The 14,404-nt window shown below is 38.5% G+C and carries 12 protein-coding genes; 4 read left to right on the top strand and 8 right to left on the bottom strand.

Translation table 11 applies throughout. From position 1 onward, the window contains the following. Window positions 1–108 precede the first annotated feature (108 nt). Window positions 109–975, top strand: coding sequence for a carboxylating nicotinate-nucleotide diphosphorylase (nadC, locus tag VB732_RS03340; RefSeq protein WP_323229409.1), 867 nt, complete (start codon window positions 109–111; stop codon window positions 973–975). Window positions 976–1,097: 122 nt separating this feature from the next. Here nadC and VB732_RS03345 read toward each other — a convergent pair whose 3' ends face one another. The 4 genes from VB732_RS03345 to VB732_RS03360 form a co-directional block, all read right to left on the bottom strand. Then, entirely contained in the window at window positions 1,098–3,791 is a 2,694-nt protein-coding gene (locus VB732_RS03345; RefSeq protein ID WP_323229410.1) for a PAS domain S-box protein, read from the bottom strand. Between the two features lie 515 nt (window positions 3,792–4,306). Further along, the gene (locus tag VB732_RS03350) at window positions 4,307–5,482 is read right to left on the bottom strand and encodes a DNA double-strand break repair nuclease NurA (RefSeq protein ID WP_323229411.1); all 1,176 of its coding nucleotides are present in this window, start codon (window positions 5,480–5,482) and stop codon (window positions 4,307–4,309) included. Between the two features lie 186 nt (window positions 5,483–5,668). Further along, on the bottom strand, window positions 5,669–6,454 hold the full coding sequence (locus VB732_RS03355; protein ID WP_323229412.1) for an HAD family hydrolase: 786 nt from the start codon (window positions 6,452–6,454) through the stop codon (window positions 5,669–5,671). A gap of 217 nt (window positions 6,455–6,671) precedes the next feature. Then, window positions 6,672–7,595, bottom strand: a complete 924-nt coding sequence (locus tag VB732_RS03360) for a hypothetical protein (protein WP_323229414.1) — start codon at window positions 7,593–7,595, stop codon at window positions 6,672–6,674. 38 nt (window positions 7,596–7,633) lie between these two features. Here VB732_RS03360 and VB732_RS03365 point away from each other — a divergent pair, with 38 nt between their 5' ends. Continuing rightward, window positions 7,634–8,140: a hypothetical protein gene (locus VB732_RS03365; protein ID WP_323229417.1), complete on the top strand. Its 507-nt coding sequence runs from the start codon at window positions 7,634–7,636 to the stop codon at window positions 8,138–8,140. A gap of 7 nt (window positions 8,141–8,147) precedes the next feature. Here VB732_RS03365 and VB732_RS03370 read toward each other — a convergent pair whose 3' ends face one another. Both VB732_RS03370 and VB732_RS03375 read right to left on the bottom strand, forming a co-directional pair. Further along, the gene (locus VB732_RS03370; RefSeq protein WP_323229419.1) at window positions 8,148–8,993 is read right to left on the bottom strand and encodes a metal ABC transporter permease; all 846 of its coding nucleotides are present in this window, start codon (window positions 8,991–8,993) and stop codon (window positions 8,148–8,150) included. A gap of 45 nt (window positions 8,994–9,038) precedes the next feature. Beyond that, window positions 9,039–9,779 carry a metal ABC transporter ATP-binding protein gene (locus VB732_RS03375; RefSeq protein WP_416235728.1) on the bottom strand — a complete coding sequence of 247 codons (741 nt, stop codon included), beginning with the start codon at window positions 9,777–9,779 and terminating at the stop codon, window positions 9,039–9,041. Between the two features lie 233 nt (window positions 9,780–10,012). Here VB732_RS03375 and VB732_RS03380 point away from each other — a divergent pair, with 233 nt between their 5' ends. Then, complete coding sequence (locus VB732_RS03380; RefSeq protein WP_323229634.1) at window positions 10,013–10,969, top strand: metal ABC transporter substrate-binding protein; 957 nt, start codon at window positions 10,013–10,015, stop codon at window positions 10,967–10,969. A gap of 129 nt (window positions 10,970–11,098) precedes the next feature. Next, entirely contained in the window at window positions 11,099–11,434 is a 336-nt protein-coding gene (locus tag VB732_RS03385) for a hypothetical protein (protein WP_323229423.1), read from the top strand. Between the two features lie 273 nt (window positions 11,435–11,707). On the opposite strand, the gene VB732_RS03390 is transcribed toward VB732_RS03385, so the two are convergent. Together VB732_RS03390 and VB732_RS03395 are read right to left on the bottom strand one after the other, a co-directional pair. Beyond that, on the bottom strand, window positions 11,708–12,346 hold the full coding sequence (locus VB732_RS03390) for a Uma2 family endonuclease (RefSeq protein ID WP_323229425.1): 639 nt from the start codon (window positions 12,344–12,346) through the stop codon (window positions 11,708–11,710). Between the two features lie 136 nt (window positions 12,347–12,482). Beyond that, window positions 12,483–14,321, bottom strand: coding sequence for a sensor histidine kinase (locus tag VB732_RS03395; RefSeq protein WP_323229426.1), 1,839 nt, complete (start codon window positions 14,319–14,321; stop codon window positions 12,483–12,485). Between the last annotated feature and the right edge of the window lie 83 nt (window positions 14,322–14,404).

The following is a 14,404-nucleotide window of genomic DNA, read 5'->3' on the forward strand; positions in this document are numbered from 1 at the left end:
TTTTTCCAAAATTATTTTTGGACTGCTTCTGAGTCTCTATGAAAGCCTTGAAGAGTAAGGGTTTTAGGCTATAGTATTCTTGGAAGTCTCTAAGGAAGCAATAAATTTGTGAGCAATTCTGCTGTTTTGCCGCCAAGGCTAGTTTTGGATCCTCTGTTACATGCCTGGTTGGTGGAGGATATTGGCAGGGGCGATCGCACTACAAATTCTCTACTCCTACAAGATGTGACGCTCGGCTCGGCTAGATGGATTGCTAAAGCTTCTGGGATTATTGCTGGCTTACCTGTTGCTGCTAGAGTGTTTCAGATTTTAAATGAAAAAGTCACCTTTGTAGCGCTTACGCCTGAAGGTGCATGGTGTGAACCTGGGCAGGTTGTAGCTGAAATTCATGGTTCGCTGGATGCGCTACTCATGGGGGAACGAACCGCGCTCAATTTGGCTATGCGTTTGAGTGGCATTGCTACCTTGACTAATATATATGTAGAAAAAATTGCTGATTTACCTGCTCTGTTGGTCGATACCCGGAAAACTACACCAGGGTTGAGACTGTTGGAAAAATACGCGACTGCTTTGGGTGGGGCGATTAATCACCGCATGGGGTTGGATGATGCGGTGATGATTAAGGATAATCACATTGCGGCTGCCGGGGGAATTGGAGAAGCAGTTACCCGTATTCGTTCTCAGATACCTTATCCTTTGACTATAGAGGTAGAAACGGAAAGTTTGGAGCAGGTGAAAGAAGCTTTGCAGCACAAGGCTGACATTATTATGTTGGACAATATGCCTTTAGATATGATGTGTCAGGCAGTGCAGTTGATTCGCCAGCAAGATAGTCGGGTGAAAATTGAAGCTTCTGGGAATGTAACTTTGGAGACTATTCGCGGTGTAGCAGAGACAGGTGTTGACTATATTTCTAGCAGTGCACCGATTACTCAGTCGAAGTGGTTGGATTTGAGTATGAAGATTGCATTTTAAACTAAATAAGCTGAATAATCCAACTGCAAAATCGGCGCAATGTTGCATTTCAGTAGGATCAAAGTCAAAAAAAATGCAATTAAATCCGCCGATTTTTTTCTGTGGGGCTTATTAAATCCTATTTAAATTGGAATTTCAATCCAGAACTCTGTACCTTTTCCTGGTTCTGATTGACAATTCAAAGTTCCACTATGTTTTTCTACTACAATTTGGTAGCTAATTGACAGCCCTAGCCCTGTTCCCTTACCCACTGGTTTTGTTGTGAAGAAGGGATCAAATAAGCGTTTTCTAATGTCTTCTTCCATACCTAATCCGTTGTCAGCAATTCGGATAACAACAAATTTACTGTCTAAAATTTCAGTCCGAATTATAATTTGCGGTTTACCATTTGTTTTTAACTTGACCATTGACTCTTCTAAAGCATCGATCGCATTATTCAAAATATTCATAAATACTTGATTAAGCTGTCCAGGATAGCAATCAATTAATGGTAAATTTCCATACTCTTTGATAATAGATATATCCAACCCAATGCCATTGTCTTTCCAACGATGATGCAAGATTAATAGTGTATTCTCAATTCCTTCATGAATGTCAACTAGTTTTTTATCTGCTTCATCGTGACGAGAAAAATTCCGCAATCCTAAAACAATTTCACGGATACGATTAGTACCCATATTCATTGAAGATAGGAGTTTATAAAGATCATCGGTAATAAATTCTAAATCAATCTTCTCAGCAAAGTCTTGAATTTCTGACTGGGGGTTGGGATAATGTTGCTGATAAAGATGTAATAAACTTAACATCTCTTGAAAGTATTCGCTAGCATAGGTTAAGTTGCCGTGAATAAAGTTAACTGGATTATTAATTTCATGGGCAACTCCGGCCACTAATTGTCCCAAGCTAGACATTTTTTCATTCTGGATCAGTTGAGATTGAGTTTGCTGCAATTTATGTAAAGTTTCAGTGAGTTTTTCAGCTTGAGTTTGAGCAGCTAAAGTAGCAGAGCGACTTTGGGTATAAAGTTGTGCGTGATCGATGGCGATCGCTAGTTGATCACAAACTGCTTGCAGCAGGCTAATTTCACTGTTAGTCCAAATGCGATCGCCACTGCAATGACTGCACACAATTGCCCCAATCTCACCGGAATTACTCTTAACCGGTATCAGTAATTGAGATGTGATACCAAATTCAGCTAAAAGCTCTTGCAAATCATTATCGAGATGTGAATTACCCTTAATATCATCTATGCAAATTAACTCTTGAGAGATAAGCATTTTTGTTAAAAAACTGCTTTTTTGGAGCGGAATATTGCCTAATATGGTTGGTAAATGAGGGTTTCGCGCTTCATAGGTAATAGTTAGGCTTGGTTGGGATTGGTGCGGTAAGTAACAAAGAAAGTAGCAACGATCAATTTGTAATAAGCTGCGAATTTCATTGACCGCAGTTTGTAAGATAATATTTAGGTCAAGAGAACTGCGGATTTGGCTAGCTAGACGCAGTAATAAAGCTTCTCTACGGCTGAGGAGTTCTTCTCGCGCCAAGATTCGGTCAATAGCCACAGCAATATTATTAGCAATCCAATTTAATAGGTTATGAGTTGGTTCAGTAAATAATTGCTTGCTAACTAAAGCCATTATACCAATTAATTGCTGCTCTACTATTAAGGGATAAGCAGAAAATATCAAAATTGAGAATGTAGAATCGAGAAATTTTTCGCAATTATTAATTGATAGTTCTTCGTTAAAAATAGATTGATGGTTTTGAGCCATTAAGCCAATAATGTTATTTGCTAAAACCATGTGATTTGGGAAATCTTGACTATCGTTCAGAGCACTACAAGTAATATCTGTGCAATGAACACCAGCCTGCAATTGTAGCTGGTTTGTTTGTCCTTCAAGTGTCCAGATACAAGCAAAGTCGATATCAAGATATTGCGAAATAGGATTGGTACAGTTTTGCAGAATTTCTGGAAGTGTACCACTTTGAGATAAGGCTAAACTGACTTCTGCACTCAAAAGTGACAAGCGCGATCGCTCCAATAAAGCTAACTCTGAAACCTTGCGCTGTGTAATATCTGTACGAATGGATACATACTGATAGGGCTTTCCATCTGAGTTTAGCATTGGAGCGATCAAAGTATCTACCCAATAAAAACTACCATCCTTAGCTTTATTTTTAATTTCTCCCTTCCATATTTTTCCTTGAACAATAGTTTGCCATAAATTTGCAAAAAATCCCTTCGTATGATGGCTAGAATTAATAATACGATGATCTTGCCCTATAAGTTCTTCTTTAGAATATTTAGAAATTTTACAAAATTGGTCATTAACATAGGTTATTCTTCCAGTTTTATCAGTAATAGCTACAAGGGAATGGGCGTTTAAAGCATATTTAAAAGCTTCTAGCTCTCGGATAGAGTTTTGTAACTCTATCTCATTCTGTTTGTTAATGGTAATGTCACGAGCTACTGCATAAATCAAGTTTTCTTTACTGAAGCCAGTCGCATTCCATGACAGCCATTTGTAAGAACCATCCCGACAAAGATAGCGGTTTTCAAAGCTGATTGCATCTACAGATTGTGTAATTTTTTGGGCTGCGGCAATAGTGGATTCACGGTCTTCAGGGTGAACAAATTCGATAAAGGGTTTGCTAATAAGTTCTTGTTCAGACCAACCTAGCGTTTGTGCCCATTTGGGGTTTAAATACTTAAAATAACCATCAAACTTAGCAATACACAATAAATCTATAGAAAGTGAGAAAAATCGAGAGTATTTTTCTTCAGATTGTTTGTACTCAGATTTCACTAGTTTCATAAATTGTTTAGGTATAAATCTTCTTATAAGTAAAATAAATTAATACATTTTTCGGAAATTTAATAATGATCTTAATGGGATATTATCGAGTTAGACATTACCTAACATGAGTTTCCACAAAGACTGTTTGGTTTCCGAATAAATACGTAATCATCGTCAGAGCAAAGGCAATAATCATCTGCTGGTTTGTACTGAAAAAGCTAGCTATTTATTTGACTTTATTGCCTACTTAAATAAAGGTTTCCCTAAAAAGGTGTAAAGTAAACATTTATATTTTGAATTAAAGATAAGAAGTGTTAAGTAAGGGCAGCACCTTTTGCTTAACGGCATCAATTCCTTAATCTGCTTAAGATTGTCTGCTAGGTTATTGTGCCCGTTTTGCTATTGGCTAACGTGTCAGTGCTAATAACGGGAATAAATGTAAACACCGTGAATTCGGATGGCTGCGATCGCCATTTTCAAGACTTCTATATTCAAAGGCTAACTGGATGTTAAATAGATTACTTTAGAAATTCCTAAGCAATACTGCCGCGCTTTCTGGCTTCTTTGTAGGAAGTTCCTACATTTTTTAGACCAGCTTTAATCATTTGTTGTTCGAGGAGGGCAAAGAAACGCGTTCTATCGCCACCTTTTACCACTGCTTGATTATGGGCTTCGGCGATCGCTACTGGGTAGCCATATCCTTTTTGGACTTGTGCTAGCATCAGTCCCAGCGCTTGGTCTAACATGGTTGCATTCTCTGCTACCCATGCCGGAACTTCGATTCGGGCGATTTCAGTGCCAACGTGGACATAGCAAAAGTAAATGATTTGGTCTCCGTAGAGTTCGAGGATTGGGGAATTACTGCGCCACAGGGTACTGCGTTGTCCTGGTTTGAGTCGGGTTGCCCAAACAGAAGTATCTCGCAACTGTTCAAAAATTTTACAAGCTACTTTTTCTAACTGATTTGGGCAATAAGTTTTACAGTCTGGCACTGGATGAGGACAAGCTAACAATCGTAAAAAGTTCATTGTTTCGATGCTGCGAGAGGCGCTAAGATAGCCCATGAGGGGGATTTGAGCATCACGCATCTGCTGCCAGGCTTCGAGGATAGGGGGTAAAATGCGATCGCGGGCATCCATTGGCAATTGTTCTAAAAACCAGTAAATTAACGAACCATCTACCATCGCCAATGCTGGTGCTTCCCCTTTTGCTGCACATGCAAGTTCTGCCAATACCGTTGTTTCTGAAGCAGTGCGGCGGAAACTCATCCATTCTTCGGTTCTAATTCCCCACTGCCGAGACATATATAAATCTTCCGGGCGGTAAAATACTTCTGGCAAACTATCAAGTAATGGATGGCGATTTTGTCCGTAGTGTAAAACTACTCTGCCAATATTTAGGAGATAACAGTAAGCAATTTCGTGATGGTTGGGGGCAATTTGCGAACCATCGGTAGCGATGACAGTATGGATTTTTGGAGGAACTGGGATATCGATGCAGGTTTCTAGCGGTTCAATTGGGGTAGCATTAGCAAAGAGAATGCGATCGCGCCATTTTTCCTGGCGATCAATTAAATCTTGTTGAGACTCGTAAGCATTTTTTAGGTGTTGTTGCGCCAATTCTAAACGCTGGCGACTGGCAGCAGCTTCTAAAGTAAGATGCTGGCTTAAACCTTGCATTTGTCGCGCTAGTTTTGTTAAATCAAGCATAAAGGTAAGTGATAAGTTAGGAGACGCGATTAATCGCGTCTGTACAGGAGTTTTTCTAATTCTTTATTATTTTCCTACATCTTTATAAATAGACATCTCCAGAAATTAAATATGCTTTATTCATAACCCTTGTAGAGACGTAGCAATGCTATGTCTCTACATTATTTTTCGGAGATGTTTAATATACTAAAGCCAGGCAGAGAAATCTCTGGCAAACTGAGACAGCGATAACAATTGAATCCGTGCATCATTTTGGGCAGCTTCCCTTTCTGCTTGAGTATTATAGCCCCAGTCTGCAAGGAACAGTTTTACATCTTCAAGGTCTGTTTGCTGTTGTACTAGCTGCAATGTTTTGAGCCTATCTTCAACAAACCAGAGACTAAGTGGCTGATTTTCTACTTCCTGCTTCAATTCTCGCAGAATTTCGTATTTGGGACGCTTGACTTCTTTTCCATAAATTGATGATGTCGGTAAGTTAACTCCTTCTTGTTGCAGCAACTGCTGTACAAAACGTCCTTCTTTAGTTGTCACAATGTATAGCCTAACTCCACTATCAAGAGTTAATTTGAGTTTTTCTACTACACCTGGATAAAATCTATGCAGACTTAGCCAAGCATTTAAATCTGTAGTAATCCATTCATCTCTTTGGTTATCTAGTTTCGCAGCAATTTCTCTTGCTTGTAACTTATCATTTAACAAAAGTTTTGGAGCAATACTTAACCATTCATGAAGAATTTTCTCATCAGGAATTCCATCTACTAAGGCTTTGATTAAAACGGGCATTTCCCACCCTGTCTCAATTACAGGGCGCAGGCGATAGAATCTCAAAGCTAAATCATCTGCTGGTGTGTCGTTAGCTGGCGACCAAATTTCGCAGTAGGTACGCCATGCTACCTCAAAATATTCAATTAGTCCGTCGCAAATCACTCCATCAAAGTCCAAGGCTAAAATTGTGGGACTAGTTGCTGTCATTGTTTTGAGGATAAAACTGCTGTTGCCAGCTTACTCGATCCTGAAGGGAATTTTTGTATAAAAATATCTTAACAGGTCAACTTCAGGAATGAATATTGTTAAGTATTTTATAAAAAACATAATTATTCAATAAAATTGAATCTAGGTTCAATCCAGCAATCGACTTGAGTAGCTAGATTATTTACAAAAACTGAATCTTCGATAATCATGCATTATATTAACCGCATATTCGCTCGTAAGTAAGATCGATAGTACGTGATTTTGTGTAAATCCGAACTGGAAGTGTTTTAACCTCTCCGCAGTCTCCAGAACACGCATTTACAAATGCAGTACCTTTTTCACCCACCACCTCAAGAACAAAACCAGCACTATTACCAGTAAAAACAAATGTTTGGTAATTTCTACCTTCAGCTAAAGCATATACTTTTTTAGCCCCAATATAATCTTCAAGTTGCTGGCATTGTTGCATTTTTTCGATTACATTCTTATAAGAAAACCCGAACTGATTAAGCCCCACAATATTGCGAAATTCAATTGGTAGAATCAAACCTGGCGTAAGCTTAATTGTTGCTGCAATGATGTATGGAGTTATCAAGATAGCTAATAAAGGAATTATATATATTATCCGCTTACGAATAGAAGACGGCTTATCTTGAACGTTTTGGCTATACAAACATGAAAAATAAATACATATTAAAGGAGTTGGTATTAAAAAACTATAGAATATGCCGGCTATTAGAGCAAGTGTTGTCAAAATAGGAGTTTGTATTAGAGATATTAAGAATAAGACGAAACTCATTAAAATATTAATAGGAAAAGGAATATACAAAATGTATAGTAGAATATTCAAACTACATCCACAAAATATAGATAATATTACAAAAGATATATTAATATCTTTTTGTTTTTGCCTCAAAGTCCATAAAGTAGCTGCACCACAAGATAAAGTTACAAAGAGAGCCATAGAGAAGCTAAATGGATAGTAACTGGGTGCTTTTAACCAAAAGCCAACAAATTTATCCCGAAAAATTATAACTGGTAGACTTAAGCATACCAAAGAAGGTAAGCTGTAAATGATAATCAGTAAGGTTGTTTTAAGTGCAGAAAACTTTACTTCTGAATTGCTTTGATTGATTTCCATGCTGTAATAACTTATGTTTTATTAGTAATAAATAAAATATGCGATCGCAACAAGAACCACAGGTTTTTTCTGCTGTTATTAAATATTCAAGGATGGAAGGAGAATTTCTGCGTGAAATATCGAATAATTATCTTACAACTCAAACTTTTCTGATGCCTGACATCTCTTGGACAAATCTTAGTATTCCAGAAATATTAATTGGTGAAATGAAAATTATAGGTTTTCCTAATCTCCGAAAAGAGACTTACGAGAATTGGATCTTAATCAACAATCAATCTTCTTTATTAACTCCATTTATTACAAATCCTCAAGTCGCTCTGATTTCCCAAGAAGACTGGGAAAAACTTGAAAATGGCACTGATTATAATTGGTCTATTATATTTACTTTAACTCGACCAGGATTTTCTCAAGATTTTTCGCAGGCATTAATTCAAATAACTGCTCATTGCCCAGCAGGGCCACCACAGTATGGAAGTTTGTTATATCTAGAAAAAACTGCCGAGCAATGGGAAGTCGAGTTATCTTATGGACTGTACAATCAATAGAAAAAATCTATTTCTGATTCCCGCTTAGTATCAACACTCCATATTTGGGGCTAAAAAGTAACGCCAACAGAAATAATCCCGATACTACTAAAACGATCGCAGGGCCAGAGGGCAAGTTATAAAAATAGCTGAGGTACATCCCACTAATACTGGAAATTACGCCAATTACCGCGCCCAAAATCATTACTTGGTTGAGACGCTTAACTAATAAATAAGCGGTAGCTCCTGGTGTAATTAAAAGCGATAATACTAAAATCACACCGACAGCTTTCATGCTGGCGACAATTGTTAAAGCTATTAGTACCATAAGCCCAAAGTTCAGCCGATTAACTGGCAAACCCGCAGCTTGAGCGCCTAAAGGATCGAAGGTGTAAAATAAAAGTTCTTTATATAACAAAAGAACAACTATTAAAACAATAGTGGCAATGATCGCAGTGTCCCGCACTTCATCGATGGTAACGCCGAGAATGTTGCCAAAAAGGAAGTGATTTAAGTCGATTTTATTATCTTTTTGAATAACAGTAATTAGGGTGATACCAAGAGCAAAGAATGCTGAAAAAACTATACCCATTGCCGCATCTTCTTTGATTGGCGATCGCACTCTAATCCAGGCGATCGCCATTGTACTGATAACTCCGGCAATAAAGGCCCCAACATATATATTTGCTCCCACCATAAAAGCGATCGCTAGTCCGGGCAAAACCGAATGACTGATGGCATCACCCAGCAAGGCTAGGCGCTGTACCATTAGGTAGCTGCCTACAACTGCACACAACATCCCAACTAAAATGGCAATCACGAGCGATCGCTGCATAAAGCCGTATTGCAACGGCTCAATTAATACTTGTAACATATTTTGTCATTTGTCATTCACTAATGCCCTATACCCAATGAAATTTTATGCAGCATCTGAAAAGTACATTACTTTACCGCTATAAGCACGATGTAGGTTTTCTTCGGTAAGTACTTGTTGCCGTGAACCTGTGGCGATTAGTTCACGATTTAGTAATATTAAATCATCAAAGTGGGTGATTGATTCCCCTAAGTCGTGATTGACTACTAGCACGATTTTGTTGTCGGCGGCGAGTTCATGGAAGACTTCAAAAATCACTGACTGGGTTTTTTGATCAATACCTACTAGAGGTTCATCAAAGCAAAATATTTCTGCTTGTTGTGTTAATGCACGCGCTAAAAATACCCGTTGTTGTTGTCCTCCTGATAATTGTCCAATGGGGCGATCGCAATATTCGCTCATTCCAACTCTTTCTATGGCATTTTTTGCTACTTGGCGACTAACTGCCGAGAAGCTACGCAACCAGCCTGTTTTCTTTACCCGTCCCATCATGACTACATCCCAGACTGTGGCGGGATAAGTCCAATCAATTTGGCTACGTTGCGGTACGTAGGCAACTTTCTCTAATTGTTGCATCAAGGGCTTGCCTTGGCATAGCGCTGTACCACTACTGACGGGAACTAAACCTAACATTGCTTTCATCAGCGTGCTTTTGCCAGCACCGTTGGGGCCAAATATACCCGTAAGTTTTCCTGGTTTGATGATACAGCTAACGTCTCTTAAAGCTTCTTGTGTCCGGTAGTATACTCCTAAATGGGCAATACTAATTGCTGCTGTGGAACTCATATCGAATTTGATAGTTTTTGCAGGTACTTCCTCTGTTTTCCTCTGGGATAGACGAAATTTCGCAGGAAAAGAGACATTTTTCATAACTAGGTTTCAATATTTATTTCTTGAGCTTACTATAAAAATGAGAGAAATATGAAAAAATCTATAATTAGATGTAATATCCAAGATAAATGAAACTAATACCAGAGATAGACGACAGTAATCCTTACGGCAAGGGAATAATCGGCAGGATGAAGGGAAAAATTATTTTCCGGCTTTGTTTGGGAATGCTTTTGCCTTTGGCTTTATTAAGTTGTACCCAGAAAGATGCTAACCCCAACACTACCAAGGGAGATAAGCCGCGAGTGGTTGCAACTAGTACCGTCATCGCTGATTTGACACAAAAGGTTGCAGGAGATGAGATTCAACTAAGTGGAATTCTCAAACCGGGTACTGATCCCCATGTTTACGAACCAGTACCAGCAGATAGCAGGGTTTTGGAAGAAGCTGACTTGATTTTATATAACGGTTACAATCTGGAACCGGGACTGATTAAATTAATGAATGCTTCTGGTGGTAAGGCGCGGAAGTTAGCTGTGGGGGAAACTGTCAAATCCTTGCAGCTTGATAAGGGTAAAGGCGAAGTAGTGCCAGATCCGCACGTTTGGGGTAGTGCAGAAAATGCGATCGCAATGACGAATGCAATCCGAGATGCGTTGATTGAGTTATCACCTGAAGATAAAGATAAATTTACTCAAAAGGCATCGCAACTTACGAATGAATTAAAACAGTTACATACCTGGATTAATCAACAAATTCAAACTATCCCCGCAGATAAGCGGAAACTGGTGACAACCCATGATGCCTTCCAATATTATGGACGTGCTTATGGGATTGCGATCGCAGGTACTTTAATTGGTATTAGTACCGAAGAACAACCAAGCGCTCAAACAGTCCAGAGATTAGTTGAATCAATTAAAAAGATCGGCGTTCCTACAATTTTTTCTGAAACTACGATTAACCCAGCTTTAATTAAAACTGTTGCTCAAGAAGCAGGAGTGAAATTAGCACCAAATCAACTTTACTCTGATTCAATTGGTGCAAAGGGAAGTAATGGAGATTCTTACATCAAAATGATGGAGGCAAATACACGTAGTATTGTAGAAGCGTTAGGGGGAAAATATACACCATTTGAACTAAAGAAGTAAATTTATCAGAGTAAATCTCTAACCTAAGACGTGTTCTTTTTAAAGTCTCTCTAGAGAAAGAACTTTTTGTACCTATAATTTTTTAGAGTGTTATTAGTAGAGCTAGACTTTTCAATATTTGCAAAAGCCATGACTGATAAAACTCAAGAAAATCAAATTAATCAACCAGTAAGTGAAGATACACATTTACGCCAAGAACCGAATGTTAATGAAAGAAACTTAACAGCGAATCCTGGAGATAAAATTTCTGATAAGTCTGAATCTGTTGAAGAAAAGGCTCAACAGGTAGCTGTGGATGATGTACCAGACATTACAGGCGACAAAATCACAGTCCCGACTTACTTCGTTGTAGATGAACCCGACGGCGAAAAGAAAGCACTCCACCACGTTAAAGATGCTGAAGAGATTTCCGATGTAATTCGGGAAGCACGAGTTGACGAAAATGGAAATAGAGTTTGGTGGTAGTTATTCATTAAAGGGATGCGGGCACACGGAGAGTTCTTTCTTTGCGTCCCCGTATCTGTTTTCTAAAGTTTAACTAGCTACTTCTTTTTTAGAGCATCTATATGTATTGGACTTTGGACAAAAAAACTGATAATAATAAATATCAATTTATAGGGTTTACCATCATCAAAAATTAAATTTGTAGGTGGGGGGAGATTCCCATTCCACAATGGCTGCTGGATTTGTCTCAGTAGTCATGAGCGATCGCCTTTCTCAGAAAGCCTTAGATTTCCATCATAAATTATTCTTCACCCAATCTCGAAAATTCCGCATAGCTTGACTTCTGCCAATTGTTAAACACTGTTGAACATATTCATTGACTAATTCAATAATTGGAATATTAGGAAAATTAGGACTAAATTCCGATTTTATATATTTTTCTTCTTTTAGTACAGAAATTTCTAAACCTTGTTGTGTATATCGCCAAAGTTCAGGAACTCCCAAAATTTCATAATTATCAAATTTAGTCCGAGAAGTAATATCAATTTCGATTGCTAAATCTGGTGGCGGGTCTATAGTTAAATCAATGCGATTTTTACCGATGATAGCAGCTTGATTTTGAATATAAAAACTGGTATCTGGTTCTACTGCTTGCCGCATTCGCTCATTTTTAAGTGTTGTGGAACCAAAAGGTTCAAAATCGACTTGGAGTATTTCTAACAAGATTTTGACTAAATCACCAATAAGTTCTTTATCTTTTTCGTGTTCTGGTAAGGGAACCATAATTTCTAACCAGCCATAACTATAAGAAATCCGTGCAGCACGCCTTTCTCCTATTTCTTCTAAAATATTTTCTAACTGCTGCCAACTAATATCTTGAAGTAACATTTGTTGACCAGGTTTAACGATAATTTGTTGCAGTTTTAAAAGCATATCACCTCAGAGAGTTGAAGTATTAGCTGTTACGTACAGCAGATTTAATCTACAAATCAACTTTCTTAAAGTATATCGCCTCTGAGTAATATGGTAGAAATTATTCAAAAAATCACTATTATAATCTTTGGGTATTTCAATTTTTACTCTTTAAAGGAATACGGATAGTAAACTCTGTGCCATGTCCTGGGGTTGAATCAACTTCAATACTTCCTGCGTGTTTTTCGACGACAATTTGATAAGCGATCGCCATTCCTAATCCGATTCCTTTGCCGACGGGTTTTGTAGTGAACATATAGTCAAATACTCGTTGCTTAACTTCTTCTGACATGCCAATTCCATTGTCATAAATCTGAATCATCACTTGTTTATCATCAGCGATTTCAGTACGAATACAAATTTGTCTTTGATTCTTTACTAATGATTCTTCTATAGCATCGATCGCATTTGCTAAAACATTCATAAAGACCTGATTTAGTTGCCCTGCATAGCATTCTACTAAAGGTAAATCACTGTACTTCTTAACGATCTGAATTTCTGGTTGATTAGGTGTGGCTGTCAGACGATGGTTCAAAATCATCAGAGTGTTGTCTAATCCCTCATTAATGTCTACAAATTTCATGTCTGCTTCATCGAGGCGCGAGAAATTTCGCAATGACAGCACAATCTGACGAATGCGCTTGGTTCCTACTTGCATCGATGCCATTAGTTTGGGTAAATCTTCTGCTAGAAACTCAATATCAAGGTCTTGGATGCGATCGCTAATTTCGGGTGTAGGATTTGGGTAGGTTTGTTGATAAAGCTTTAGCAAATCAAGGATGTCTTCGCTGTAAACGCTTGCATGGTTGAGATTTGCATGAATAAAATTAGCGGGATTATTGATTTCGTGGGCGACTCCAGCTACTAATTGTCCCAGGCTAGACATTTTTTCGGTGTGGATGAGTTGAGCTTGGGTATTTTGCAATTCTTTCAAGGTTTTGCTGAGTTGCTGCGCCTGCTGGCTGGAAATCAAAGCGCGATCGCGAATCTGTTCATATAGTTGCACCTGTCGCCATGCACTGATCAACCCAACCACCAGCAATCCTCCCAGAACCGTAGCCAAAAGGTTTAATGCCTGCAATGGCGATTCAATATTTTCTTGTGGCACAACTAAGGCTACCGACCAATTTGCTTCTCTCAGGGGAGTATAAGCAATATAGTTCCATTTCCCATCCAGTTGAGCCAATTCAATATTTGTGCGTCTAGCCACCATTTGTTGCGTAATTTTAGCTAACCTGCGATTGGGTGAATTCAGGAAACTCTGGGCGGCTTTTTCGGGTGTACCAATTAATTCCGTGTCGGGATGAGCAATGGGAACTCCTTGAGAATTTAGCGCAAAGGCATAGCTGCCCTTGCCTTGACGTAAATTGTTGATAACCTCAACTACGCGGTTAATCGCAATCCCTCCCATTAATACGCCTCCTGGTTTTGTACCTGTTTCGGCAGGAATCGGCGAACTAATCTGAATCTGTAACTGATTGGTTGTGCGTCCAATTATTGGGTCGGTAGCTACCGTTTCACCCACCATACTCCTCTGAAAAAATTCTCGATCTTTAACATTGAGCCAATCGCCTTGAGTATTCATTAATGTAGCATCTGGTATACTCAATGCCATGAGCAAAAACGTTTGCAGCCGCTTCACCTCAGATTGCAAGTAAGGCTCCACCACAGACCAATCTAGCGATCGCACTACTGGAGAATTTGCCAAAGTCTGAATTTCTGTCTTCCGAATAGCTAACCAGTTATCAATATCATCCTTACCTTGGTGGGTTTTTAACAGTGCTTGCTGTTTAAGACTATCGAGCAATAACCCCTTAATAACTTTGTAACTGGTGATAGCTGTGGCACTAATACTAATTGATAGAATTACCACAATTGATAGCAACACAAAATTGCGCGATCGCCATTTCAACCAACGTTTGGGTAATTTAAACATTATCGTCGTTTTACTCCAAGTTAAAATTTAAAAAATAAAAATGCTGAGTAATTTTTTCATTACTCAGCACTCATTACTCAACA

This window comes from Nostoc sp. UHCC 0252 (assembly GCF_034931145.1).
Taxonomy (GTDB): domain Bacteria; phylum Cyanobacteriota; class Cyanobacteriia; order Cyanobacteriales; family Nostocaceae; genus Nostoc.